General features: G+C 66.8%; 23 protein-coding genes. 8 read left to right on the forward strand and 15 right to left on the reverse strand.

The annotated features are described in order from the left end of the window. Positions 1 to 33 precede the first annotated feature (33 nt). The 11 genes from urtE to OM977_RS18350 all read right to left on the reverse strand — a co-directional run bounded on the left by urtE (position 34) and on the right by OM977_RS18350 (position 10,888). Complete coding sequence (urtE, locus tag OM977_RS18300) at positions 34 to 726, reverse strand: urea ABC transporter ATP-binding subunit UrtE (RefSeq protein WP_264355299.1); 693 nt, start codon at positions 724 to 726, stop codon at positions 34 to 36. Continuing rightward, the gene (urtD, locus tag OM977_RS18305) at positions 726 to 1,529 is read right to left on the reverse strand and encodes an urea ABC transporter ATP-binding protein UrtD (RefSeq protein ID WP_264355300.1); all 804 of its coding nucleotides are present in this window, start codon (positions 1,527 to 1,529) and stop codon (positions 726 to 728) included. The genes urtE and urtD overlap by 1 nt, the downstream gene beginning before the upstream one ends. Continuing rightward, the gene (gene urtC / locus OM977_RS18310; protein WP_264355301.1) at positions 1,526 to 2,698 is read right to left on the reverse strand and encodes an urea ABC transporter permease subunit UrtC; all 1,173 of its coding nucleotides are present in this window, start codon (positions 2,696 to 2,698) and stop codon (positions 1,526 to 1,528) included. Before urtC ends, urtD begins: the two co-directional genes overlap by 4 nt. Continuing rightward, positions 2,695 to 3,579, reverse strand: coding sequence for an urea ABC transporter permease subunit UrtB (urtB, locus tag OM977_RS18315; RefSeq protein WP_264355302.1), 885 nt, complete (start codon positions 3,577 to 3,579; stop codon positions 2,695 to 2,697). Before urtB ends, urtC begins: the two co-directional genes overlap by 4 nt. Positions 3,580 to 3,622: 43 nt before the next feature. Next, positions 3,623 to 4,888: an urea ABC transporter substrate-binding protein gene (urtA, locus tag OM977_RS18320; protein ID WP_264355303.1), complete on the reverse strand. Its 1,266-nt coding sequence runs from the start codon at positions 4,886 to 4,888 to the stop codon at positions 3,623 to 3,625. A gap of 359 nt (positions 4,889 to 5,247) precedes the next feature. After that, positions 5,248 to 5,670, reverse strand: a complete 423-nt coding sequence (locus OM977_RS18325; protein ID WP_270103050.1) for a heat shock protein transcriptional repressor HspR — start codon at positions 5,668 to 5,670, stop codon at positions 5,248 to 5,250. A gap of 15 nt (positions 5,671 to 5,685) precedes the next feature. Next, positions 5,686 to 6,672 carry a DnaJ C-terminal domain-containing protein gene (locus OM977_RS18330; RefSeq protein WP_264355304.1) on the reverse strand — a complete coding sequence of 329 codons (987 nt, stop codon included), beginning with the start codon at positions 6,670 to 6,672 and terminating at the stop codon, positions 5,686 to 5,688. Positions 6,673 to 6,819: 147 nt separating this feature from the next. Further along, the gene (locus OM977_RS18335) at positions 6,820 to 7,491 is read right to left on the reverse strand and encodes a nucleotide exchange factor GrpE (protein ID WP_264355305.1); all 672 of its coding nucleotides are present in this window, start codon (positions 7,489 to 7,491) and stop codon (positions 6,820 to 6,822) included. A 2-nt stretch (positions 7,492 to 7,493) separates the two neighbouring features. Further along, the gene (gene dnaK, locus OM977_RS18340) at positions 7,494 to 9,356 is read right to left on the reverse strand and encodes a molecular chaperone DnaK (RefSeq protein ID WP_264355306.1); all 1,863 of its coding nucleotides are present in this window, start codon (positions 9,354 to 9,356) and stop codon (positions 7,494 to 7,496) included. A 252-nt stretch (positions 9,357 to 9,608) separates the two neighbouring features. Beyond that, positions 9,609 to 10,025, reverse strand: coding sequence for a hypothetical protein (locus tag OM977_RS18345; protein WP_264355307.1), 417 nt, complete (start codon positions 10,023 to 10,025; stop codon positions 9,609 to 9,611). Positions 10,026 to 10,117: 92 nt separating this feature from the next. Continuing rightward, the gene (locus OM977_RS18350; protein ID WP_264355308.1) at positions 10,118 to 10,888 is read right to left on the reverse strand and encodes a TetR/AcrR family transcriptional regulator; all 771 of its coding nucleotides are present in this window, start codon (positions 10,886 to 10,888) and stop codon (positions 10,118 to 10,120) included. Between the two features lie 123 nt (positions 10,889 to 11,011). Here OM977_RS18350 and OM977_RS18355 point away from each other — a divergent pair, with 123 nt between their 5' ends. Further along, positions 11,012 to 11,974: an NAD-dependent epimerase/dehydratase family protein gene (locus OM977_RS18355; protein WP_264355309.1), complete on the forward strand. Its 963-nt coding sequence runs from the start codon at positions 11,012 to 11,014 to the stop codon at positions 11,972 to 11,974. Positions 11,975 to 12,014: 40 nt separating this feature from the next. Here the strand turns inward: OM977_RS18355 and OM977_RS18360 are convergent, their stop codons facing one another. Continuing rightward, complete coding sequence (locus OM977_RS18360) at positions 12,015 to 14,234, reverse strand: MMPL family transporter (RefSeq protein ID WP_264355310.1); 2,220 nt, start codon at positions 14,232 to 14,234, stop codon at positions 12,015 to 12,017. A 353-nt stretch (positions 14,235 to 14,587) separates the two neighbouring features. Between OM977_RS18360 and OM977_RS18365 the strand changes: the two genes are divergently transcribed. The 6 genes from OM977_RS18365 to pabB all read left to right on the forward strand — a co-directional run bounded on the left by OM977_RS18365 (position 14,588) and on the right by pabB (position 20,277). Continuing rightward, positions 14,588 to 15,043: a MarR family winged helix-turn-helix transcriptional regulator gene (locus OM977_RS18365; protein ID WP_264357474.1), complete on the forward strand. Its 456-nt coding sequence runs from the start codon at positions 14,588 to 14,590 to the stop codon at positions 15,041 to 15,043. Positions 15,044 to 15,068: 25 nt separating this feature from the next. Then, the gene (locus tag OM977_RS18370; RefSeq protein WP_264355311.1) at positions 15,069 to 15,884 is read left to right on the forward strand and encodes a class I SAM-dependent methyltransferase; all 816 of its coding nucleotides are present in this window, start codon (positions 15,069 to 15,071) and stop codon (positions 15,882 to 15,884) included. A gap of 310 nt (positions 15,885 to 16,194) precedes the next feature. Then, positions 16,195 to 16,746 (forward strand): dihydrofolate reductase family protein, encoded by a 552-nt coding sequence (locus tag OM977_RS18375; protein ID WP_264355312.1) that lies wholly within the window; start codon positions 16,195 to 16,197, stop codon positions 16,744 to 16,746. Between the two features lie 50 nt (positions 16,747 to 16,796). Then, positions 16,797 to 17,420: a LysE family transporter gene (locus OM977_RS18380; protein WP_264355313.1), complete on the forward strand. Its 624-nt coding sequence runs from the start codon at positions 16,797 to 16,799 to the stop codon at positions 17,418 to 17,420. A 164-nt stretch (positions 17,421 to 17,584) separates the two neighbouring features. Further along, on the forward strand, positions 17,585 to 18,145 hold the full coding sequence (locus tag OM977_RS18385) for a low molecular weight protein-tyrosine-phosphatase (protein WP_264355314.1): 561 nt from the start codon (positions 17,585 to 17,587) through the stop codon (positions 18,143 to 18,145). Further along, positions 18,142 to 20,277: an aminodeoxychorismate synthase component I gene (gene pabB, locus OM977_RS18390; RefSeq protein WP_264355315.1), complete on the forward strand. Its 2,136-nt coding sequence runs from the start codon at positions 18,142 to 18,144 to the stop codon at positions 20,275 to 20,277. Before OM977_RS18385 ends, pabB begins: the two co-directional genes overlap by 4 nt. A gap of 7 nt (positions 20,278 to 20,284) precedes the next feature. Here the strand turns inward: pabB and cls are convergent, their stop codons facing one another. Beyond that, positions 20,285 to 21,760, reverse strand: a complete 1,476-nt coding sequence (gene cls, locus OM977_RS18395; RefSeq protein ID WP_442960669.1) for a cardiolipin synthase — start codon at positions 21,758 to 21,760, stop codon at positions 20,285 to 20,287. Positions 21,761 to 21,853: 93 nt separating this feature from the next. Here cls and OM977_RS18400 point away from each other — a divergent pair, with 93 nt between their 5' ends. After that, positions 21,854 to 22,819, forward strand: coding sequence for an aminodeoxychorismate lyase (locus OM977_RS18400; protein WP_264355316.1), 966 nt, complete (start codon positions 21,854 to 21,856; stop codon positions 22,817 to 22,819). Positions 22,820 to 22,835: 16 nt separating this feature from the next. Here the strand turns inward: OM977_RS18400 and OM977_RS18405 are convergent, their stop codons facing one another. Both OM977_RS18405 and OM977_RS18410 read right to left on the reverse strand, forming a co-directional pair. After that, positions 22,836 to 23,924 carry a glycosyltransferase gene (locus OM977_RS18405; protein ID WP_264355317.1) on the reverse strand — a complete coding sequence of 363 codons (1,089 nt, stop codon included), beginning with the start codon at positions 23,922 to 23,924 and terminating at the stop codon, positions 22,836 to 22,838. A 4-nt stretch (positions 23,925 to 23,928) separates the two neighbouring features. After that, positions 23,929 to 24,876 (reverse strand): ATP-grasp domain-containing protein, encoded by a 948-nt coding sequence (locus tag OM977_RS18410; protein ID WP_264355318.1) that lies wholly within the window; start codon positions 24,874 to 24,876, stop codon positions 23,929 to 23,931. Between the last annotated feature and the right edge of the window lie 277 nt (positions 24,877 to 25,153).

Below are 25,153 nucleotides of genomic sequence, written 5' to 3' on the forward strand. Positions count from 1 at the left end.
ATCCCCGGCCGGGCCAGGCGGCCGGGCATCTGCTCAGATGAGCATTGCTTCCCGCACCTCGCCCTCTGATTCGACGCCGCCCTGGCCGGAGGAACTGATCCGGCCGGCGGCCAGCACGTGGTAGCTGTCGGCGGCTTTGAGGGCAAAGCCGACGTGCTGTTCCACCAGCAGCACGCGCATGCCGCTGCGCTGGGACAGCGTAAGAATGGTCTCCTGGATTTCGGCCACCACATTGGGCTGGATTCCTTCCGTGGGCTCATCCAGAATGAGGATCCGCGGCTCCGTGATCAGGGCCCGGGCAATCGACAGCTGCTGGCGCTGACCGCCGGAGAGGAGACCGGCGCGGCGGGCCAGCAGCGGCCGGAGCGCCGGAAACATGTCCAGGGCCTCCGCCACGCGTTCCTTCCCGTACTTCCGGCCGTCGGCCACCAGCTGGAGGTTTTCCTGGGCAGTTAGCTGCCCAAAGGACTGCTGGCCTTGCGGAACATAGGCCATCCCCCGCGCCACCCGCTGATGCGGGTGAAGTTTCGAGATGTCCTCTCCGTCCAAGCGGATGCTGCCGCGGGTGGGCTTAAGGAGCCCGACGACGGCACGCAGCAGGGTGGTTTTCCCGGCACCGTTGTGGCCCAGTATGGAGACAAGCGCGTTATCGGGGACGGTGATGTTGACCCCGGAGATGACTTGAGTGCGGCCGTAGCCGGTCTGCAGGTCCGTGATTTCAAGCATCAGTGTTCTTCCATTCCAGCAGTGCCCAGGTAGACGTCCTGCACTTTTTTGTCGGCTTGAACGGTGGCCATGCTGCCTTCGCTGAGCACCGTGCCAGCGGCGAGGACGGTAACTGAGGTGGCGAACGCCCGGACGAAATCAATGTCATGTTCGACCACGATGGTGATCCGGTCCGCCGCGATCCGACGGAGCAGCTGCCCCGTTTCGTCGCGCTCGTCCTGGCTCATCCCGGCGATCGGCTCGTCCAGGAGCAGTACATCCGAGTTCTGGACCAGAAGCATGCCTATTTCCAGCCATTGCTTCTGCCCATGCGCCAGCGTTCCGGCCTGATTGTCCGCCACCCTCTCCAGCCCGATGATTTCCAACGCCTCCTGGACGGCCGGGTCCACGCCCCTGCGCCGGCGCAGCAACTCGCGGGCTTTGCGGCCCGAGCCGGCAGCGATGTCGAGGTTCTGGAGGACCGAGAGGTTTTCGAAGACGCTCGCCGTCTGGAATGTCCGCCCCACGCCCAGCCGGGCGACCTGGTGTACCTTGCGGCCAAGGATCTCCGTACCGGTGTGGTTTACCGAGCCGGTGGCCGCGACCAGCCCGGTGATCGCATCGATGATGGTGGTCTTGCCTGCACCGTTCGGTCCGATCAGGAACCGCAGGTCGCCCTGGGTTACGTCGAGGTCAACGTTGTCCACGGCGACCACGCCGTCAAACGACACCGTCAGTCCGCGCACTTCAAGGTATTTGGGCCGGCCGTGCCTGAGTCCGCCCGCACGGGGCGAGCCGCCGGGCAGCAAAAGGGGTCTGGTCATCGCGTAGCCTCTTCCGGAATGGTCGCAGGGCCGGGTGGTGAAGGCATCGGGGGTCCCGGCTGCTCTGGCGGGTCTTGGCGCGCTGGGCGGGCGGTCTTGGGCTCCTGCACCGCTGCACGCCGGCGCCGCAGCCGGGCGATCATGTCTGGCAGGGAGGCCAGCCCGCCGGGCATGAAACCAATGACCAGGACGAACAGGAGGCCTTGAAAGTAGACCCAGAAGGACGGGAAGGTGGAGGACAGGCCGGTTTGGGCGATGGCCACGCTGAGTGCCCCAAGCACCGGACCAAGCAGGGTGGCCCTGCCGCCGATGGCCACGCCGATCAGGAATGCGATGGACGGAATGACTCCCACGTCCGCCGGGGAGATGATCCCCACGATGGGAACGAACAACGCCCCGGCGATCCCGGCCATCACCGCGGCGATCACATAGGTGACGGTCTTGATGATTGCGGGGTCGTAGCCAAGGAACCGCACCCTTTCCTCCTGGTCGCGCACCGCGACGAGGAGTTCGCCGAACCGGCTGTGCATCAGCTGCCGCGCCGCGGCGAGCGCCAGCAGCAGCACCAGGGCCGCGACCGAGTAAAGCATCAGTCTGTTGGACGGGTCCTTAAGGTCGAGGCCGAAGAAGGACCGGAAGCCGCTCAAGCCGTTGGAGCCGCCGGTGGTCGCCTGCTGGCCGATCAGGAATACGGCGAAGGCCGCCGCGAGTGCCTGGCTGAGGATCGCGAAGTAGGAGCCCTTGACCCGGCGCTTGAACACGGCGAGGCCCAGAACCAGCGCTACCAGTCCCGGCACCACAACAACAGCCAGCAGGGCCACTACGGGACTGCGGAACGGCTCCCACCACCCCGGAACATCGCCGGTGCCGTACAGCGACATGAAATCCGGAACCCCTGAACCGCCGAAGAGGGAGGCATCCGCGAGCTTGAGGTGCATCGCCATGATGTACGCGCCGAGGCCGAAGAACACGCCCTGGCCCAGGGTCAGCATCCCGCCGCGCCCCCAGGCGAGGCCGATACCCACCGCGACGATCGCGAAGCAGAGGAATTTCCCGAGCAGGGCGAGGTTGAAGACGGACAGCGCAGCGGGCGCCACCACTAGAAGGAGCCCCGCGCCCAGGCCGAAGCCGGCCAGCACGCCCCAGCGGCTGGAAAGGAATGTGTTCATGCCAGGCTCCTTGTTTTGAGGCTGAAGATGCCCTGCGGCCGGAGCTGGAGGAACACGACCACGAGAACAAGGATCAGCACTTTGCCTATGCTCGCCGTCGTCGAAAATTCAAAGACGGATTGCAGCACGCCCAGCGCGAACGCTGCGATGACGGCGCCCTTGACCTGGCCGACGCCTCCGGCCACCACCACCAGGAAGGCATCCACGATGTAGTTCGTTCCCAGATACGGGCTGGTGGACCCGATCAGGGTGACGGCCACCCCCGCGACACCGGCGAGTCCTGACCCGATGAAGAACGTCAGCTGGTCCGTGCGGCGGGTGGAAACGCCGCTTGTTTCAGCGAGGTCCCGGTTCAGGACTACTGCCCTGATCCGGCGACCCAACGGGGTGCGCTTCAAAACCACCACAATTGCGGCCACGCAGGCCAACGACAGCAGCAGGATGAACAGCCGGGTCAGCGGAATGGGTGCGCCCAGCAGTTCGATATTGCCCTGCAGCCATTTGGGGGCGCGGACGTCCACGCTGGGCGCCCCGAAAATATCCCGGGCGGCCTGCTGCAGGATCAGGGACACTCCGAAGGTGACCAGAAGGGTGTCCAGGGGGCGGTGGTACATCCTGCGCAGGAGGACCGCTTCGAGGACCAGCCCCAGCAGCCCGCCCACGAGGAAGCCCACTGGAATGGATACGAGCAGCGAGATGCCGGCGTCGGAGATGCTCCGCTGCACCACGAAGGCGGTGTACGCACCGGCCATCATGAACTCGCCGTGGGCCATATTGATGACCCCCATCTGGCCGAAGGTCAGCGACAGCCCGAGCGCCGCCAGCAGCAGCACCGAGCCGAGACTTAATCCGGCGAACATCTGTCCAATCAGCATTTCCATTCCAGCGGGCCCTTCCGTCGTTTACCTGCAGGGATGACTGCGGCTATTTGGCCAGGCCCTTGGCCCAGTCGTAACTGGCAAGGAAGGGGTCCGGGTCCACCGCGGCGGGCGAGGACCAGACCGTCTCGATCAAGCCGTCGGACGTGATTTTCCCGATCCGGGGGGTCTTGGTGATGTGGTTGTTCTCCGCGTCCACGGTGACTGTCCCCTCAGGCGCTTCGAACGTCACACCACCCGCGGCCGCCTGGACCTTGTCCACTTCGAAGGATCCGGCTTTTTCCACCATGGCCTTCCAGAGGTAGAGCGAGGTGTAGGCCGCTTCCATGGGGTCGCTGGTCACGCGGTCGGCGCCGAACTTTGCCTTGAATGCCGCCACGAATTTCTTGTTGGCCGGGGTATCCAGTGTCTGGTAGTAGTCCCAGGCAGTCAGCTGGCCTTCAACGTTTTCGAGTCCGACGCCGGGGACTTCCTCCTCGGCGATTGACACAGACACCACGGGCATCGACTCGGCCGTCAGCCCCACGCTCTTGTACTGCCGGAAGAATGCCACGTTGCTGTCGCCGTTGAGGGTGTTGAAGACAGCATCGGCTTTGGAATCGCGGACTTTGTTGACGATGGTTGAAAATTCGGTGGAACCCAGCGGAGCGTACTCCTCGCCCAGGACCTCCATGCCGTGGGCGGCGGCGTAGGCCTGGATGATCTTGTTGGCCGTGCGGGGGAAGACGTAGTCACTGCCGACCAGGAAGATCGACTTCGTGCCCTGCTCAGCGAGGTAGTCCAGCGCCGGGATGATCTGCTGGTTGGTGGTTGCCCCGGTGTAGAAGATGTTCTTCGACGCTTCCAGCCCCTCGTACTGCACCGGGTAGAAGAGCAGGGCATCGTTGGCTTCGAAGACCGGCAGCATCGCCTTGCGGCTGGAGGATGTCCAACCGCCGAACACCGCCGCGGTGCAGTCCTGCTGGATCAGCTTTCCGGCACGTTCGGCGAATTTCGTGGGTTCGCTGGCGCCGTCTTCACTGATGACCTGGAGCTGTTTGCCCAGCACACCGCCGGCCGCATTGATCTCCTCGGCCGCCAGGCTGAGGGAATCGAACACGGTGCTTTCGCTGATGGCCATCGTCCCGGACAGCGAGTTGATGAAGCCGACTTTGACGCTGCTGCCTGAAGTGTCGACGCAGGAAGCGCCGCCGCTCGTGGAGGACCCGGCCGCTGCCGGATTTGAGACCTGGCTGCCGCAGCCGGCCAGGGCCGTCACCATGGCTGCCGCGGCCAAGTGGATGAAAGCGCGCTTGATTACCGAAACCTTCATGTTTACCTGCTTCTCGCTCCGCGCTGCCATAAGGCAGCGTCTGGTCTCCCGGGTCCGGTGGCGGACCCAACGAGCTCAATGTAGGAGCGAATTGTTTCAGGACGCGCTGGTTATATTTCCGCCCCGTTTCCGCAGGTCCCGGCCGAGCGCGAAGACCGGGTCGCGAGGCGAAGTTCACCGGAAAGGCCGCGGAAAACAACGGCCGCAAAGTTAACCTGTAGGAAACTTCTCGGCCGTCATGTTCGGATTAACGGCGACATGAAAGGCCGGCGCGTCTCCCCCGGGAGTGGCTGCTGTGGGGTGAGTGTGCCGGGAGTCAGCCCAAGTCTGGACGCCGCAGTGGACACAGACAAGGGCGCCTACTCGGGCGTCCGCGGGCGCCACACCACGATGGCCTGGGAGCGCGGCCGGGGCCGCTTGCCGCGGGCGAGGCTGACGACGTCCCCGGCCGTCCCGGCCGCGAAAACACGGGCATCCAGCGGCTGACGGCGCCGTCCCAGCTCCTCCGTCAGTTCGGTCACCCGGCGCTGGAGCGCCGCAACCTGGTTCTCCAGCTGGAGGATCCGCTTGATGCCCTCGAGGGAAACGCCCTCCTGCGAGAGCCGCTGCACCTCGCGGAGCATCGTGACGTCCCGCTGCGAATACCGCCGCGACTTGCCCGGGGCGCGGCTCGGCGAGACGATGCCCAGCCGGTCATACTGCCGCAGGGTCTGCGGGTGCATGTCGGCCAGCTCCGCGGCCACGGAGATGACGAAGATGGGCTGGTCGAACTCGATGTCCACGGCAGGAGCCCGTTCCTAGAGCCGGGCCCTGGCTGCCAGGCCGGCGCGCACGTCCTCGCCGGCCGTCGCGGCCGCGAAGGTCTTTACGGCTTCCTCTGCTTCCTTGTTTAGCTTCCGGGGAACGGCGACGTCGATTGTCACCAGCAGGTCCCCGGTTGCCTTGGCATGCTTGACGCCACGCCCCTTGACGCGGAGTGTGCGGCCCGAGGGGGTACCGGCCGGGACTCGGACCCTGACGGTGTCGCCCTCGATCGTCGGGACCTCGATGTCGGCGCCCAGGGCCGCCTCCGGAAAACTGACCGGGACGTGGATGCGGAGATTGTCGCCATCGCGGACGTAAAAATCGTGCGGCTTCACGGCGACTGTGACCATCAAGTCGCCGTTGCCTGCGGGGCCGAACTGGCCCTTGCCGCGCACGCGGACCTTCTGGCCGTCCTTGATCCCGGCCGGGATGCGGACGTCGATGACTTCGCCGTCCGGTTCACGCAGCCCGATGGTGGTGCCGCGGATCGCGCCGGCAAAGGAGATGCTGGTGGACGCCGTGCGGTCAGCGCCCTTCTGCGGCGCCCGCTGGTAGGGCTGGCCGCCGCCGAAACCGCCGCCGCCTCCGCCGAAGAGGTCGGCGAACTCGGGCGGGATGCCGCCGGGGGCGCCGTAGCCGCCGGAGTGCCGTGTGCCGCCGCCGGTGAAGAGGCCGCCGAAGAGATCTTCGAAGCCAGCATTACCGCCCGCTCCGCCGCCGGCGCCGCCCGGGGCGAAGCGTGCTCCGCCCATGGCCCGGATGGCGTCATACTGCTGGCGCTCATCGGGGTCGGAGAGCACGGAGTAGGCCTCGGAGATGTCCTTGAACTTCTTCTCCGAAGCGGTGTCCCCCGCATTGGTGTCCGGGTGGTGCTGCCGCGCGAGCTTCCGGTATGCCTTCTTGATGTCAGCGTCGGAAGCGTCCTTGGCGACACCAAGGATCTTATAAAAGTCCTTGTCCACCCAGTCCTGGCTAGCCAATGGCGTTTCCTCTCTAGTTCTGTTCTCGGTGGCAACTCACCTTAGGCGAGATGACCTGCCGGCGCGGAGGCCGGATATGGGGCGGCGGTGTGGAGGGCACCGCGGAGCGGGCACCGCCCCATATCCGGCGTAGCGCCGGACGCAACCCTACGCCGGTACAGCCACGATGACTTGTGCTGCCCGGAGCACTCGGTCGCCGGACTTGTAGCCGGAGCGCAGGACCTGGCTGACGGTGTCGAGTTCGACGTCGCCGGGCTGCTGGATGAGGGCCTCGTGGACTGTGGGGTCGAACTCCACGCCGGTCTCATCGATGCGGGTCAGGCCGTACGTCTTCAACGCGTTTTCCAGCTTGGCGGCGATCGCGGCGAACGGGCCGTCGGTCAGGTCGCCGTGCTGGCGTGCGGCGTCGACGTCGTCCAGTACTGGAAGCAGGGAGTTCAGGACGCCGATGACGGCCATCTCCCCCGCCACGGCACGGTCGCGTTCGACGCGCTTGCGGTAGTTGACGTACTCGGCCTGCAGGCGCCGGAGATCATTCCTGAGCTCCTCCGCCTCGGCCTGGTCCACGCCCTGGGCCACGGAGTCCTCCGCAGGCACCTCGACGCTGTTCAGGATGTCCTCCGCCTGGGTCAGCGCGTCCCCGGAGTCGGAGTCCCTTGCTACGTGGGGCTCCTGGTCGGGGTGGCGGGCCTGGCCGGTTTTCGGATCAACCTTGCGGTTGTCGTGGATGACCGGCTTCTGCGGCTGGTTCTCCTGCTCGCTGCCCTGGCTCGGGTTCTCCGAAGATACGTGCTCTTCTTCGTTACCGTGGTGCGGCATGATTACTTCTTCTCGTCTTCGTCAACGATCTCGGCGTCGACGATGTCCTCGTCCGCTCCCGCAGCCTGCTCGCCGGCCGGGGTGCCCTGGGGGCCGGTGGCACCGTCCGGGTTGCCGGCCTGAGCGTAGATGGCCTCGCCGAGCTTGGTCTGGGAAGCCTGCAGCTTCTCGAACGCGGTCTTCACGGCGGCGTCGTCGGTGCCTTCGAGGGCCTTCTTGAGGGCGTCGACGTCGGCCTTGACCTCGGTCTTGACCTCTTCGGGCAGCTTGTCGGCGTTGTCTGCAATCAGCTTGTCGACGGAGTACGCCAGCTGCTCGGCCGTGTTCCGGGTGTCCGTTGCCTCGCGGCGGGCCTTGTCCTCGGCTGCGTGCTCCTCGGCGTCACGGACCATGCGGTCGATGTCCTCCTTGGAGAGCGCGGTGCCGCCGGTGATGGTCATGGACTGTTCCTTGCCGGTGCCCTTGTCCTTCGCCGAAACGTGCACGATGCCGTTGGCGTCGATGTCGAAGGTGACCTCGACCTGCGGGACGCCGCGCGGTGCCGGAGCAATGCCGGTCAGCTCGAACGTGCCCAGCGGCTTGTTGTCGCGGGTGAACTCGCGCTCGCCCTGGAAGACCTGGATGGCCACGGACGGCTGGTTGTCGTCGGCGGTGGTGAAGGTCTCGGAGCGCTTGGTCGGGATGGCCGTGTTGCGCTCGATCAGGTGCGTCATGACGCCGCCCTTGGTCTCAATGCCGAGAGACAGCGGGGTGACGTCGATCAGCAGCACGTCCTTGCGTTCGCCCTTGAGGACGCCGGCCTGCAGTGCGGCGCCCACGGCGACGACCTCATCCGGGTTGACGCCCTTGTTCGGCTCCTTGCCGCCAGCGAGTTCCTTGACCAGTTCGTAGACAGCCGGCATGCGGGTAGAACCGCCGACGAGCACGATGTGGTCGATCTCGGAGAGCTTGATGCCGGCTTCCTTGATGACGTCCTGGAACGGCTTCTTGGTGCGGTCCAGCAGGTCCTTGGTGAGGTCCTGGAACTTGGCGCGGGTGAGCTGCTCGTCCAGGTGGACCGGGCCGTCGGGGGTGACGGAGAGGTACTGGAGCGAGACGTTGGTGCTGGTGGAGGACGAAAGTTCCTTCTTGGCCTGCTCGGCCGCCTCGCGCAGGCGCTGCAGGGCGATCTTGTCCTTGGAGAGGTCGATGCCCTTGACCTTGAGCTGGTTCAGCAGGTAGTCGACGACGCGCTGGTCCCAGTCGTCGCCGCCGAGGTGGTTGTCACCGGCGGTGGAGCGGACCTGGATGGTGGAGAAGTTGTCCTCATCCTTGCCGACCTCCAGCAGGGAAACGTCGAAGGTTCCACCGCCGAGGTCGAAGACGAGGATGAGCTCGTCTTCCTTGCCCTTGTCCAGGCCGTAGGCCAAAGCGGCCGCGGTGGGCTCGTTGACGATGCGCAGCACGTTCAGGCCCGCGATTTCGCCGGCCTCCTTGGTGGCCTGGCGCTGGGCGTCGTTGAAGTACGCCGGCACGGTAACGACGGCGTCGGTGACCTTTTCGCCCAGGTACGACTCGGCGTCGTTCTTCAGCTTCATCAGGATACGGGCGGAGATTTCCTGCGCCGTGTACTTCTTGTCGTCAATGGCGACGCTCCAGTCAGTGCCCATGTGGCGCTTGACGGAGGCGATGGTGCGGTCAATGTTGTTGACCGCCTGGCGCTTGGCGATCTCGCCGACCAGCACCTCGCCGGACTTGGAGAACGCAACGACCGACGGCGTGGTGCGGCCACCCTCGGCGTTGGCAATGACGGTGGGCTCGCCACCTTCGAGAACGGAGACGACGGAGTTGGTGGTTCCGAGGTCAATACCTACTGCACGTGACATGTGTTGCTTCCTTCTTTCCGGAGAAACTTGCTGGGTTGGCTGCGGATCGCGGGGATCCGGTCGTGATTGAGCGATCTGGACTCAACTTTACCCAAGCCGGTTTCAATGTCAATCCAAAGTTGAGCGGACTTGGCTCAAGTTTGGATTTGGGGCGGCGGTGAGCACCGATCCTTAGGCCTCAACTGCGCGGTTTTCCGGGAGAAGTTTGCCTTTCGGGACGCAGATTTCGCTGTGCGCGAAGTCCCTCCGGGCTCAGCGTTCGTCGCGGTTGGGATCCGGGGCAGGGTCGCCGCCGGCTGCCGTCTTCCGTTCGCCGGGAGCCGGGCGGTCGGAGCCCTCGGCACCTGTGGCGCCCGCAGTCCCGTAGTCCCCTTCGGGATATTCGCCCTCCTCCGATGTGAGCGGCTCGCCGCCCACAGCGCCGCCCTTGCCGTAGTCGCCTTCGGGATAGTCGCCTTCCTCGTCACCGACCGTGGAGGCGTCGGCAGTGCCTGCCTCGCCGTAGTCCCCGGCAGCGTATTCTCCCTCTTCGGCCGTCGCCGGATTCTCGCCTGCGGTGCCCGCCTTGCCGTAGTCGCCTTCGACATACTGGCCTTCGGAAACCTCACCCTCGACGGCCTCGGTTTCGGCGTCCGCTGCCGTTCGATCGAACTCGCTGTTCTCGGACATGTTGTGAATCCTTCCTGGAAGAATCGGGTGCGCCCGCACGGGTGCAGGGGCAGTCTATCGAGCGCCGGGGAGAGGGAACAGAGGGACCCGGCTCAGGAGTCAATGCCGCCTGGCGACAGACCGGCGACCTCGGCGAGCACGGCGAGATGGTGATCAAAAAGCTCCTCCCGGGCAGTGAACGTCTCCCCGCCATACTGGCCAAAGACCTCGAAGCTGACGGTACCGAAGAGCGAGGTCCACGCGAGGGCGGCGCGGGCCAAGAGGTCGTCCGGCACGGCCAAACCGAACTCGGCCCGGATTTTCGCCAGATCCCCGCCCAGCCCGGTGGCGATGGCAGGAGCCCGCCGGCTTTCCATCGAAAGCCGCCCGGCGCGGAACGCCCCGTCGAGAATCGCCATGAGGGCAATGACCACCCGCGTCCCGGGACCGGTGGTGCGCTCGGCGGGAGCCCGATACCCGGGCACCGGGCTGCCGAAGAGAAGGCTGTAGCGGGACGGTTCGCGCAGTGCCCAGTCCCGCACGGCACGGCCCAGCGCCTCAAAGCGGCCACGGAAATCGGCTTCCGGCACCGCCGCGACAGCGGCGTCCACGTCATCGCCAAGCTCGTTGTATGCGTCAATCAGGAGAAGGGTCAGCAGCTCCTCCCGGTTGTCCACATAGCGGTAGACCGCCGAGGAGACGACGCCGAGATCCCTGGCAACGGCGCGGAGGGACAGCGCGGCGGCCCCGTGCAGCGCGAGGTGCTCCCGTCCCAGCCGGATAATGTCGGCGACGGTGCGGTCGCGGGCCCGCGCGCGCGGGGTGCGGGGCCGGGAAGCCGCGGCGGCGGGGCCGACGGGAGATTCAGTGCTGTCCTCTGGCATGGATCCAGCTTTACAGACGAGAGCACTGTCAACAAATGTGAGCGGCGCTCTTGACTAGGCCTGCGCGGTGTTCCATGCTGAAGCAGAGAGCACTGCTCTCGCTAACGTCTAAAGGAGATCTGAATGTCCCAGTCTGAAGCCGCCGGGAGCGGATCATCCCGGTGCTACGTCGTCGCAGGAGCTGGCCCGGTGGGCTGGACGGTCGCGGAACAACTGGCCGCAACGGGCCGCCGCGTGCGGATTTTGACGCGGTCCGGAAGCGGACCCACCCACCCGCTGATCGAAAAAATTGCCCTCGACGTTTCGGACCCCGCCTTGCTCGGTGAGGCCTTCTCAGGCGCCGCCGCCGTGTTCCACTGCATCCACGGGTCGCGGTATGACGCGGGCGTCTGGGCGCGGGAGCTACCGGCGGCCGAGCTGAGCGTGCTGGCCGCGGCGGGCGAGGCGGGCGCCGTCGTCGTCTTCCCGGAAAGCCTGTACTCCTACAGCGAGCCCGAGCAGATCATGGCCGAAGACAGCCCGCGGCAGGCCCAGGGCGGCAAGCGCGGGATCCGGACCGCGCTGCTCGCGGCCCGCGCGGCGTCCGCCACTGCCACGGTCAGCGTGGTTGCTGGCGATTTCTTCGGACCGCGGGTCCGTAATGCGCACGCTGGCGAGCGCATGCTCCGTCCCGTCACGGCCGGGCGGCACATGCAGGTGATCGGACGGGCGGACCGGCTGCACTCCTTCACCTACGTTCCGGACCTAGCGGCTGCCATGATTGCCGCAGCGGAGAGTCCGCAGCTGTGGAACCGGGTGTGGCATGCACCCACCGGACCTGCGGTAACCCAGCGCGGGATTGCGGAGGCTTTCGCCAAGGCGGCCGGAGCCCGCGCCCCGCGCGTCACTGCGGTACCAGGATGGGCGCTGAAGGCGACGGGGATGTTTTCCCCCGGCATCCGGGAGTTGGCGGAGACGCTGTACCAGTTCGATCGGCCGTTCGTGATGGACTCCCGCGCCAGCCAGGCCGCCCTGTCACTGGCGCCGACCCCGCTGCATGAAGCAGCCGCCGCCACCGTCGCCTGGTGGGGGGACCAGCGAGAGTGACGGCGGCCGCGCTCCGCGGAGGAGGCGTTGAACGGCGGGGCTATCGGACCGCGGCCTCCGCGGCCTCGGACTCCTCGGCCGACAACTGGCCGCGCGCCGGCCCGTCCGCCTCGGGGCGTCCCAGCCGGCTCGGCCACCAGATCCGGGGTCCGATGTCGTAGGCGAGCGCCGGGACCAGCAGTGAACGGACCAGCACGGTGTCCAACAGGACGCCAAAAGCGACTATGAAGGCGAGCTGCACCAGGAACATGATCGGAATGACGCCGAGGGCGGCAAACGTCGCCGCGAGGACGACGCCGGCGGAGGTGATCACCCCGCCCGTGACACCCAGCCCGCGCAGAATGCCGGCCCTGGTGCCGTGCTTCAGGGACTCCTCCCGCACCCTGCTCATCAGGAAGATGTTGTAATCCACGCCCAGGGCCACCAGGAAGACAAAGCCGAACAGCGGCACCGTGGCGTCCGCTCCCGGGAAGCCCAGCACTTGGTTGAAGACCACGGCGGAGACGCCCAAGGATGCGCCGTAGGAAAGGACCACAGAGGCGACCAGCAGGACCGGCGCCAGCACGGCGCGCAGCAAGAGCATGAGGATCACGAGGATGACGGCCAGGACGACGGGGATGATCGTGACCAGGTCGCGTTGGGCGGTGGTGTTGGTGTCCAGTGCCGTGGCCGTCACGCCGCCGACGAGGGCGCCGGCGTCGAGCTTCTTCACCTCGCGCCGGAGCGATTTCACCACGTCCTCGGCCGGACCGGAATCGGCGGCGAAGTTCAGCGTCGCGTTGATCAGCACCTTGCCATCACGGACCGCCGGCGCGGCCGGTTCGGCGGTGATGGGGACGCCGCCTTCGGCGAGGACGGGGGCGCCGCCTTCGGCGAGCAGGTAGGCGTTCCCGACGCCGTCGCTGGCTTGAACCAGGTCCAGTATTTGCCGGGATTTCGTTTCGTCCGCGACTATCACGGCCGGGCTGCCGGAGCCCGCCTCGAAGTGCCGCGCCAGGGCGTCCTGGCCGTCCACCGCGTTGGAGGCGGCCAGGATGACGTCGGTCTGCGGCACGCCGTGGGCTTTGAGCTGCAGGACTCCGGCGGACGCCACGACCAGCAGCAGCACGGAAGCCACCCAGACGGTCCGCGGCCGGCGGGAAACGAGGGAACCGGTGGCCCGCCACAGGCCTTTCTGGCCTTCGAGCCCGGTGGCCAACTCGGGTTCACGTCCGGTTTCCGGGAGCAGTCTGGGCCGGAACGGCCAGAAGGCGGCACGGCCCAGCAGTGCCATCATCGCTGGCAACAGGCTCAGTGCCGCAAAGAGGGAGCACAGGATGCCCGCGGCCGCCACCGGACCGAGGGCCTTGTTGGAGTTGAGGTCGGAAAACAGCAGGCAGAGCAGGGCGATGATGACGGTGGCCCCGGAGGCGAGGATCGGCTCCCATGCGGCCTTCCAGGCCGAGAGCGCGGCTGCAGTGCGATTGGTGGTGTGCGTCAGCGCCTCCCGGAACCGCGCCACGTAGAGCAGGGCATAGTCGGTCGCGGCGCCGATCACCAGGATCGACAGGATGCCCTGGCTCTGGCCATTGAGCTGGATCCAGCCCAGCTTGGCCATGCCGAACACCAGCAGAATGGCGGCACACAGGGCGAACACGGACGTGAACAGCACCGCGACCGGCAGCAGCAGCGAGCGGTAGACAATCAGCAGGATGACGAATACAGCCCCGAGGGCCACGAGCAGCAGGATGCCGTCGATGCCGGCGAAGGCGCCGACCAGGTCCGCGGTCAGGCCGGCAGGGCCCGTGACGAAGGCCTGCATCCCCGCAGGAGCGGAGGCTTCCAGTTCGGCCCGTAGCTCGGCGACGTTGTTCTTAACCTCGCCGGCGGAGTCGATCGGCACCACGAACTGGACGGCTTTGCCATCCTGGGACGGGATCGGGCCGATCACGGCACTGCCGGCCTGCAAGGCCTCCAGCCTGCCTTTAAGCGTTGCGGCCTCCCTCAGCTGCGCCGGTGTGAAGGCCGAGTCGTTTTCGACCACGATGACGGCCGGGATTTCGCTCGAGTCCCTGAACTTGGCCTGCCAGTCCTGGGCGTGGGTAGCCTCCGCTCCAGCGGGCAGGAAGGATGCCTGGTCGTTGGAGGACACCTCGCTCAACCGGCCGAAGGTGGGCCCGCCGATGCCGGCCACGGCCAGCCAGACGAGGACGAGCAGCACGGGAACCAGCCAGCGCAGCCAGAACGGCACGCGCGCGCTGTGTTGTCGGTTCTTCTTCATGAGTCCTTCAGGTGCGGTCAAGGGAGGAGTAAAATTGAGTCAATCGTAGACTATCTCCATAGTAGAGATAAACCCTTTCTGGGCGGGGCCATTCCAGAGCGGCTTCGGCCGCAGGGGCCCTGCAGTAAACTCCGGAGGGCGTCCTGCGGGGCGAAACCGTCAAGAACCAGGGAAAAGGAGCGTGCGCAGTGCCCACCGAAGCAGCGCGACCACTGCCCCCTTCCGGCACGCCTGATTCTTCGGGCACGCATGGTCCTTCCGGCACGCCTGATTCTTCGGGCACGCATGGTCCTTCCGGCACATCTGATTCTTCGGCCACTCCTGATTCGTCGGCCACCCCGCCGCTTGTCCGGCTGCTCCAGGAGTTCAGCCTCGAAACCAACCGCTACGTGGATGCTGCCGGCGGCCGCAACAACATGCACCGGACCGACCTGACTGCGCTGTCGGTGATCATGACGCACACAGCGAGAAACCAGATCGTCACGCCGGGGGTGCTCCGCAAGGAACTCAATCTCAGCTCGCCGGCCACGACTGCGCTGATCGACCGGTTGCACGGCTCCGGCCACGTCGTCCGGGAACGCCAGGGGACGGACCGCCGTCAGGTGCAGTTGCGGATGACGCCGAAGGCGTACCGCGACGGCGGCGCCATGTTCCTCCCGCTCGCCCGCCAGATGGGAGCGGCCATGGCAGAGTTCACTCCCGAGGAACTCGAGATCGCCACCCGGTTCCTGACCTCGATGATTGAGGCAACGATCAGGGCCGGGCGGGAGGCGGCGGCAGCACCGCCGTCGGACGCTGCCGCCGTTTGAGCCCGCCAGGCGGTAGCGTTTCATTATGAGTGCACAGCAGCCGGACGATGTGTATAGCCACGGCCACCACGAATCGGTGGTCCGCGCCCACGCCTCACGGACGGCGGAGAACTCCGCTGCGTTCGTGGTCCCATACCTTACGCCCGGCGTATCGGTCCTCGACGTCGGCTGCGGGCCCGGCAGCATCACCTGCGATTTTGCGGCCTTGGTCGCTCCCGGCCAGGTCACCGGGCTGGACCGTTCCCCCGACGTCATCACCCATGCCACTGCTCTCGCCGCGGAGCGCGGTGTGACCAATGTGGAATTCGCGGCCGGCAATATCTACGATCTGGACTTTGAGGATGAGACGTTCGACGTCGTCCACGCGCACCAGGTGCTGCAGCACCTCACCGATCCGGTGGCCGCACTGCGGGAAATGCGCCGGGTGGCCCGGCCGGGCGGAATCGTCGCGGTCCGCGATGCGGACTTCCACGGCATGAGCTGGTATCCGGCCATCCCGGAGCTCGATGAGTGGATGGAGCTTTACCAGCGGATCGCCCGCCGGAACGGTGCGGAGCCCGACGCAGGCCGCCGCTTGGTCTCCTGGGCGCAGTCCGCCGGGTTCACCGACGTCGCACCAACCAGCAGCAACTGGTTGTACGCCACAGGCCAGCAGCGGCGGTGGCAGGCCCGCGTGTGGGGTGAGCGGGTGCTGCACTCGGCCTTCGCGGACCAAGCCCTCGAGTACGGCTTCGCCACGGCCGCCGAACTGGCCCGGATCTCCGCGGGCTGGCACCGTTGGGGCTCCACCGACGACGGCTGGTTCCTCATCCCCAACGGCGAGGTCATCGCCCGCGCCTGAAAGAGCCACAAATTTGCCGAAACAGGCCGGAAAGGACGCGACATTCCGGCCGTCCCCGGCGAACGGGCGGCGTCCGTAGGCACGCCACTGAGCCAGGCCGAAACCTCGGCCCGGTTCTCGGGTCCCAGCAAAAGGAGTACCACTATGGCAAAGATAAACAAGACCACAGCGGCCATCATGCTCGTCGCGGTCCCGCGGTCTTGACGACAGCCAGCCATCTGGGACGGCCGCCCGCAAGTTTTCGGCAGCCGTTCCGTCCGTCCGGTTCTGCGGATAGGGTGCACTAGAGACCCCGGGTAAGGAGAACCGCATGCGCAAATTGACGGCCGGACTTTTCTGCTCTGTGGACGGCGTGGTTGAAGACCCGTTCCTGTGGCAATTCGACAGCTTCGACGAAGAGCTGGGCGCCGGAATGGGCGAGATGATGGGCCGGATCGACACCGCGCTCCTGGGCCGCGTCGGGTACCAGCAGTGGGCAGAGTACTGGCCGAAGGCCGAGAGCGACGGCGACTTCGCGGGGTTCATCAATCCGCTGCCGAAGTTTGTCGCGTCCCGGACCCTGGCCGGAGAGCTCGAGTGGCAGAATTCGCGTCTGATCCAGGGCCCGCTGGAGGACTTCGTAGCGGGCCTGAAGAACGGCGACGGCGGCGAAATAGGGATCTTCAGCAGCATTTCGCTGGTCCACCAGATGCTGTTCGCCGGGCTGCTCGACACCTTGATGCTGATTGTCCATCCCGTGATCGCGGGCAGTGGGCGGCGGCTGTTCAACGACGGCGATCCCCTCACCCGGCTGGAGCTGCAGTCATCCCAGCAGACCAGCAAAGGCAACATGATTCTCAGCTACAGCCGTCGCGGCGAGTGACTCCCGTCATCCAATCAAGTCCGCCACTGCCGGGACCGTAAACTTGACTGGTGCAACCCTCCCTTTGGCTGGCCCTCGCCAGCGCCGGCGTCCTGATCAGCTTCACTCCCGGAGCAGGCGCCATCAACACGATGAGCAACTCACTGAACTCGGGATTTCGTCGGTCGATCTGGGGCATCCTCGGCCAGCAGGCCGCCCTGATCGTGCACATCCTGATTGTGGCCCTGGGCGTCGGGGTGCTCGTGACCAGCTCGCCGACGGCCTTCAACGTCATCCGCTATGCCGGCGCCGCCTACCTCGTGTACCTCGGTATCCGGCAGTTCCTGCAGAAACCGGATCTGGATCAGGAGAAGGCCGCAGCCCTGCGCGACGAGCCCGCCCTCTCCATGTTCCGCCGGGGGCTGTGGGTCAATCTGCTCAATCCCAAAGCCATCGTGTTTTTCCTGGCCTTCATGCCGCAGTTCATCCGCGCAGAGCAGCCGCTGCTCCCGCAATATGTGGTCCTTTCCGCCACCGTCGTAGTGATCGACGTCCTCGTCATGTGGCTCTTTTTCGCCGCAGCAGCCACGACCTTCCAGCGGTTCACCCGCGACGCCCGCGGTCAGATGGTCCTCAACCGGACTTTTGGTGCCTTGTTCGTTGCGGTCGGTGTTCTGCTGGCCCTGCTCCACTGAATCCGCCCGAGGGGTCGGGCCTCGACGCCTCCCCGCCAGCGTCCCCAGCGGCTGCCCGCCTCGCCTCCTCTAAATGACAAACGTGACACCGTAAATGACACCCTTGTAACATCGCCGTAATTGCCGCTAGCCAAGAAGTGCCCGGATCGTTCATGCTTAGCAGCATGACCTCATTGTCGAGCCAGTACCGGATCATCGCGGTCTGCACCGGAAACATCTGCCGGTCCCCGATGGCCGCGCTGATGCTCGCGGAGGTTTTCGCCGCGGAGGGGCTAGCCGCGGCCGCAGTGGACTCGGCCGGAACGACAGCCTATGAGGTAGGCCGGCCGATCGATCCCCGCGCAGCCCGGGCGCTGCTGGCCCATGGCATTTCATCAAACCGCCACCTCGCCCGGGAATGGCGGTCCGAATGGTTTCAGAGCTACCAGCTGATCCTGGCCCTGGACGTAGACCACTACGGCTGGCTGCGGCAGGCGGCACCGGACCAAGCGTCGCTGTCCAAGATCCGGATGCTGCGCAGCTTCGATCCGGCAGTAGCGGGCAAGGACCTCCTGGACCAGGGCATCGAGGACCCCTGGTACGGCGGACACACGGACTTCGAGACGACCTGGAACCTGATCCATGCCGCCTTGCCCGGCATCGTTGAGCACGTCCGCGCCCAGCTGGCCCACCAGGGCCCGCTGCAAGGGCAGCGTCCCGAACAGCGGGTACGCTCTATTTCATGACCCCCGCACCCGTGATCATTGCCATCGACGGCCGGTCCGGCGCAGGAAAAACCACCCTGGCAATCGAACTCGCCGCGCGGCTGCGGGAGCATCACAAGGTCTCGCTCTTCCATCTGGAGGATATCTATCCTGGCTGGAACGGCCTCGCGGCAGGCATAGAACGCTACGTCTCCACGGTCCTGCAGCCGCTGCAGCACGGCAACCCTGCCGAATGGGTCAGCTGGGACTGGAACCGCCACTACGACGGCGAAACCCGCACCACCCAGCCCGCCGAAATTGTCCTGGTGGAAGGCGTGGGCGCAGCGGCCGAAGCCGCCCGCCCGTTCCTGACCGCCGTGATCTGGGCGGACTCTCCGGAACAGGACCGCCGCAGCCGGGCAATGCAGCGTGACGGTGCCAGCTACGAACCCTACTGGGATCAGTGGGCCGCCCAGGAGCAGGAATGGCTGGCCGCGGATGACGTCCCGGCCCACGCCGACGTCCGGGTGGTCAACCTCGCGGACGGTGCCGCCCCGGCGGAGGTGCTGGAATCCCTCCAGTACCTGCCCGCGCTGGCCCCGGTGCTCATGCCGGAACTCGCGGCCCGCCGCGGGCTGCAGCTCCGGACGGAACGGATCGACGCGGCGCCGGACGCCGTCGTGCTGTTCGAGCGACTTTTCGGCCGCTCTGCCAACGCAGTATGGCTGGACTCCTCCCTCCCGCCGGAATCACGGGATGCGCCCGGTGCACGTCGCATGGACCCGGACGGCGCAGACCCCCACGGCGCGGCCGAAAGGAGCCGGTTCAGCATCCTGGCGGACGACGGCGGCCGGTTCGGCCAGACGGTCCGGCACAGCTCGGGCGAAACCACCGTTAGCGTCGGAAACGCCACTGTCCGAACCGAGGGACCATTTTTCCGCTGGCTCGACGGCGCCTGGGGGCGCAATGCGCTCCGCGCCCCCGAGGGCTACCCGGGCGAGTTCGCGCTGGGCTGGCTGGGTTATCTCGGCTACGAACTCAAACGCGAGACCGGCGGAAGCGACGTTCCCTCGGATACCCCCGACGCCTGCCTGCTTTTCGCCGGACGTGCCGTCGTGCTGGACCATCTGGAGCGCACGGTGTGGCTTCTCGCCCTGGACACCGCCGACACCGAGGAGTGGCTGGCCGCGGCCCGGTTGGCCGTGGCTCAGTCCGGGGCCCAGTCCCGGTCGCAAACCGGGGCGGTGCCTGCGCAGGCCGGCCGAGCTGCCGCCGTCGAACGGCCTGCCGGGCCGGACTTCACCGCGCGGGACTCGGAACTCGCCTACAAGACCAAGATCGCCGACGCGCAGTACCAGATCACCGAAGGCAACAGCTACGAGGTCTGCCTCACCACGGCCCTGACGGCGCGCGTCCCGGCCGGCGGCCTGGACCCCTGGCAGGCGTACCAAGCGCTCCGGCGGCGCAATCCGGCGCCGTTCGCCAGCTACCTGCGTTTCGGAGAACTCAGCGTGGCCAGCACTTCGCCGGAGCGCTTCCTGCGGATTTCGGCCGACGGCGGCATGCGGGCCGAGCCGATCAAGGGCACCCGGCGACGGGACACTGACCCTTTACGGGACGCGGCGCTGAGGCAGGAACTGGAAGCCTCAGCAAAGGACCGCGCCGAAAACATCATGATCGTGGACCTACTGCGCAATGACCTGAGCCATTTCGCTGTACCCGGATCCGTGTCCGTCAGCCGGCTCTGCACGATTGAAAGCTACGCCACCGTCCACCAGATGGTCAGCACCATCGATGCGCGGCTTCGGCCCGGACTGCCGCGGGCGGAAGCCGTGGCGGCCTGCTTCCCGGCGGGGTCGATGACGGGCGCGCCGAAGGTCAGCACCATGGCCATCCTGGACCGGCTGGAAGGCGCCGCCCGGGGCGTGTACTCGGGGGCGATCGGCTACTTCTCGCTGAACGGCGCCACCGACCTCGCCGTGGCGATCCGTACCCTCGTGATTCATGAATCCGCCGACGGGGTCGGCGGAACCCGGCTGAGTCTCGGCGTCGGCGGCGCGATCACGGCGGATTCCTCTCCGGAGGAGGAATACGAGGAGATCCGGACAAAGGCGTTTGGTGTGCTCTCCGCGGTCGGCGCCGAATTCCCGGCCGGACGGGCCGGCGATTCCTAACGGCGAGTTACTGCAGCGTCGCCGTCAGCCGTGCCACGTTGTCCACGTATTTGACCAGCATCGGACGCTTCATCCAGTCCTCGAGGACCAGCTCGTGCGAGATGTCACGGTATGTGTCCTCCACCGCGCGGAGCCTCTGGACGATATCCTCGCCCAGCAGCATCACCGAGACCTCCAGGTTCAGCGAGAAGGAGCGCATGTCCATGTTGCTCGAGCCCAGCACCGCTACTTCGTCGTCGATCGTGAAGTGCTTCGCATGCAGCACGAACGGGGCCTTGTAAAGGTAGATCCGCACCCCGGCCTCCAAAAGGGCCTCGTAGTACGACTGCTGGGCATGGTGGACCAGGAACTGGTCGCCTTTTTCCGAGACGAACAATTCGACGTCGACGCCCCGCTGTGCCGCCGTCGTCACTGCGTAGAGCAACGAGTCGTCGGGAACGAAATACGGACTGCAGATCGAGACCTTATGCTGCGCCGAATAAATCAGCGTATTGAAGAGCCGCAGGTTGTTCTCGGTGATGAAGCCGGGACCGCTGGGAACCACCTGGGCGGTGATGTCGCCGGCGTGCAGCTCGGGCCGGTGCCCCAGCTGGTGCTCGAGCGACTCGTCGGTTTCGTTGAGCCAGTCGGTGGCGAAAACCACATTGAGGGTGGTGACGATCGGGCCGCGCAGGCAGGCCATCAGCTCCACCCACTCGCGGCCCACCTTGCGGTGCCGCGGGTTGTTATAGGAGGGCTCGATAAGGTTCTGCGAACCGGTGAAGGCGACCTCGCCGTCGATCACCATGATCTTGCGATGGTTGCGCAGGTCAGGACGGCGCCACTGCCCGCGCGCCGGCCGCAGCGGCAGCATGGGCCGCCAGCTGATCTTGCTGGCCTTGAGCCGGGCGATGAGTTTGCTATAGCCCTTGATCCGCAACGTGCCGAGGTGGTCGAACAGGACGCGGACTTCGACGCCGCGCTCGGCGGCGTCCTCCAGGGCGGTGAGCAGTTCGTCGGTCACATGGTCCGTGCTCATGATGTAGAACTCCGCGTTGACGAAGTCCTTGGCCTCGCGGACGGCCGCCGCCATCGCTCTGATGGAATCCGGGTAACCCGGCAACAGCTCCACCTTGTTGCCGTCCACCATCGGGAGCGAGCCCAGGGTCTTGTTCAGCTCCGCGGCGGAAGCCACCCACTCCGGCCCGTCGTAATGGCTCTCCAGGCTGGCCAGTTCCAGTGTCCCTTCCCGGACGCGCATGTTCACGGCTTCCTGCTGGGCGCGGCGCTTGCGGGAAAGGCGGAAGTTCCCGAAGAGCAGGAACAGCACCAGGCCCACGGCGGGGACGAAGAAGATGCCCAGCAGCCACGCCATGGCGGTGGTGGGACGGCGGTTTCCTGGGATGATGCCGAGGGCCAGCACCCGGATCGCAAAGTCGATGAAGGTCAGGATGAGGACCGCCCAGGACGGGAGCGTTCCCACCAGCGGAAATGGCCACAGCACAGGCGAACCCCTCATGTTCCAGACCCGCGGAGCATTTCCGGAACGGGCAATCTTCAAATCCTATCGCGGCCCGCGCCGCACTAAGCTGAAACCATGACTTCTGCCTCTGTTGCCGGCCCCGCCGCTGTGCTGGTGTTTCTGGACCCCGAGCTTGAAGGCGGCCGGGTCGCTGACGCGTCCAAGCCGCAGTTGATGGCCACCGACCAGGGCGCGACCCGCGGCGACGGCGTGTTCGAGTCGCTGCTTGCCGTCGGCGGCCGGCCCCGCAAGCTCCAGGCCCATCTGGACCGGCTGGCCGGCTCCGCGCGGGTTCTGGAGCTCGACATTCCGGCGGAGGACCAATGGCGGCGTGCCATTGAGACAGCGATCCGCGAGTTCCGGGGCCCGCAGGCTCCGGACACGGCGGAGGCCCCTGCCCCGGCCGACGAGCTGGTGGTGAAACTCCTCGTGACGCGCGGGGTGGAAGGCGAGGGCAGGCCCACCTGCTGGGTGCAGGCCTCCGCGCCCGGCGCCGCCGGCCGCCGCCAGCGCGAGACCGGGATCGACGTCCTGCTTCTGGACCGCGGCTACGACAGTGAGATCGGCGAGCGCGCACCGTGGCTGCTGCTCGGCGCCAAGACCCTCTCCTACGCAGTCAACATGGCCGCGCTGCGCTACGCCCACCATCAGGGCGCGGACGATGTCATCTTCATCTCGGCGGACGGGCGTGTCCTTGAGGGTCCGACGTCGACAGTCCTGCTGGCGCACCTGGAAACGTCCGACGACGGCCAGGGCGGCGTCCGCACGATCCGCCGGCTCATCACACCCCAGCTGGACAGCGGAATTCTGCCCGGAACCTCCCAGGGCGCCTTGTTCACCGCGGCCAAGGCGGCTGGCTGGGAGCTGGGCTACGGGCCGCTGGAGCCGAAGGACCTGCTTGACGCCGACGCCGTGTGGCTCATCTCAAGCATCAGGCTGCTGGCCCCGGTCAACCATATTGACGGCAAGGAGATCGGCACTCCGGAGCTGCGGAAGCAGCTTACGGCAGAGTTGAATGCGCTCTACGCCACCATCGAGTAGCCGGCTCCCGGCGCACTCAGGCCCAGGCCTCCCGGAGCGCCCGCCAGGCGTCGTCGTCCCGGGCCGCGCCGGAACTCACTGACGCAGGGAGGCTTTGCTTGCCCCGGCGCCCAGCCGGGCGTCCAGCCGGGCGCCGGACGTGCCGCGCCAGCCCGGCGAGCAAGAGCAAGGCCGTGAATATGGAATAAACCGGGACGAGCGCCGCGAGCCACTGGTGGCGCAGCACAAATCCCGTCCACAGGGTGCCGGTCATGCAGCCGTGGGCCGTCAGCAGGTGCAGCGCCCGGCGGGAGCGCAGCCGCCAGAGGTCCCGCAGAGTCGACGGACACGCGGCCTGGATCCCGGCCCGCGGCGCGAAGGCGACACGGTAGCCGGCTGCACGCACGCGCCAGGCAAGCTCCAGCTCCGAGCCTGCCTCGCCCTCCCGGAACGGCCCGATCTCGGCCAGGACTTTGCTGGGGAACGCCTCGAGGCGGCCGGGAAGGACCGGGAGTCCCCCGACGGCGGCCAATGCCCGCCGGGTTATGGCGGTGCCAAGAGAACTGATCGAAGCCAGCAGCCCGCCCGGGCCTAGTTGGTTCCAGCGGGCCGGCCAGTCGTCGCCATAGACGGCCCCGGTGCGCCGGTCCTCAAAGCCCTGAAGCATGCGGTCGACGGTGGACCGGGAAAAGGTCGCATCAGCGTCGACAAACATCAGGATGTCGCCCGCCGCGTGCCGGGCGCCCAGATTCCGGGCAGCTGCCTCTCCTCCACCGGGCTGCCGCAGGACTTTGATCCGGGGATCCCCCGCTGCCCAGGAGGCCATCAGTTCCGCAGTGCCGTCCGTGGAGCCGTCGTCGACGAGGACGACCTCATACCGGGCGTACCGGGTTCGTGCGATGGACCGGAGGCAATTGTCGATGACGGTGCCCGCATTGCAGGCCGGAACAACGATCGACACGCTTGGCCATTCATCCCACAGGGTCGGAGCTCCCTGGCGCCGGCGGCTGGCTGCACGCAGTTCCAAGCCCAAGGCCAACGGCAGCGCAAGCAGCTGGACGAGGCCAAAGACAGCGATCGGCAGGCCCGTGATGAGCAGCAGGAAAAGCGGCGTGCCGGGGTCCATTACGTCAGACCACGGCATAGGCGAAGGCCCCGCTGCCCTGCCGGAACGAGGCGGGGTTGAAAGACGGGAGATTGAAGGAAGCCAGGACGGCATCGAGCAGTTCCGGTGCGGATTCGCTGCTGGCGCCGAAGCGGGCGTTTACGTCCAGTACTACCGGGGTCCCGTCGTCCCGGCGTCGGACCGTCAGCTCAACGGGGCCCGTCAGTCCCAGCGAACGGACGGCGGCCATCCCAAGGTTGCCGACGTCCATTGCCTCTCCGGCCTCGGCCCTGCGGACGGATCCCGGCGCCGTTACCGGGTTTCCCCCTGCCGATGCTGTCCGTTCTGTCACGATCACGAACGGAGCGGTTCCGTTGTGGGCGGGGGTGCCAAAGACCATGGACAGATATTCCGTACCGGGAATGTATTCCTGGAGAACTTGGCCGTCGGGCAGCGCTGCCCAGTCGACGTGCCGGCTACCGTCGATGAAGATCACGGAATCACTGCCGCGAAAAACCCTCGGCTTGACCACCACGGGGCCGTCCAGCGCCGCCATGGCATCGTCGGCGTCGGCGAAATCACCGGGAACGCCGAAGCGCGGAACCGGGACGCCGGCCGAACGGAGCTGCCAGGCAGTGAAGAGCTTGTCGTTGGCCAGTGCCACGGGTCCAGGGTCCCCGATGATGACGCGGACGTCCCGTCCGAAACCGGCGCGGGCGGCCGAGAGGTGAGTAAGTTCCGCCCTGGCCGTCGGAATGACGAGATTGATGCCCTCGCGGGCGACGAGGCGCCGCAGCACCGGGACCATTTCCGGATCGGTGGCCGGGGGTACGCGGACGGCGGTGAAGCCCGCTCCGGCCGGCAGTTCGCGGACGTCGGCTCCGAGGAATGGGATGTCTCTGGACTTCAACTGCACGGCTAGCGCGCGGCCGGCACGTCCGCCGGCACCGGTGATCAGGACGCGGGGTTTCACGGTTTCTCCATTCAATTCTGAGACGGCATCCGGGGCGTGTCATAACCCTGCGCGACACCCCTCATGAGCGGCGGCTTGCACCCTGAGGCCGCCGGGGTGCGGCAGCCTCGTTACAAGTAAAAGCGAGCGCCCTATCACAAGGCCCGAGTAGCCGATACTCGGAACTGGCTCAGGCGCCCACGTTGGGCGCACTCGCGATACGCGAATTCGGCTCCCGGCTACCCAGAGGGTCCGCTCGAGGCGCGCTTGCACCGCGAAGAATGGGCATGTCCCGCGC

The organism is Pseudarthrobacter sp. MM222 (genome assembly GCF_947090775.1).
Taxonomy (GTDB): Bacteria; Actinomycetota; Actinomycetes; order Actinomycetales; family Micrococcaceae; genus Arthrobacter.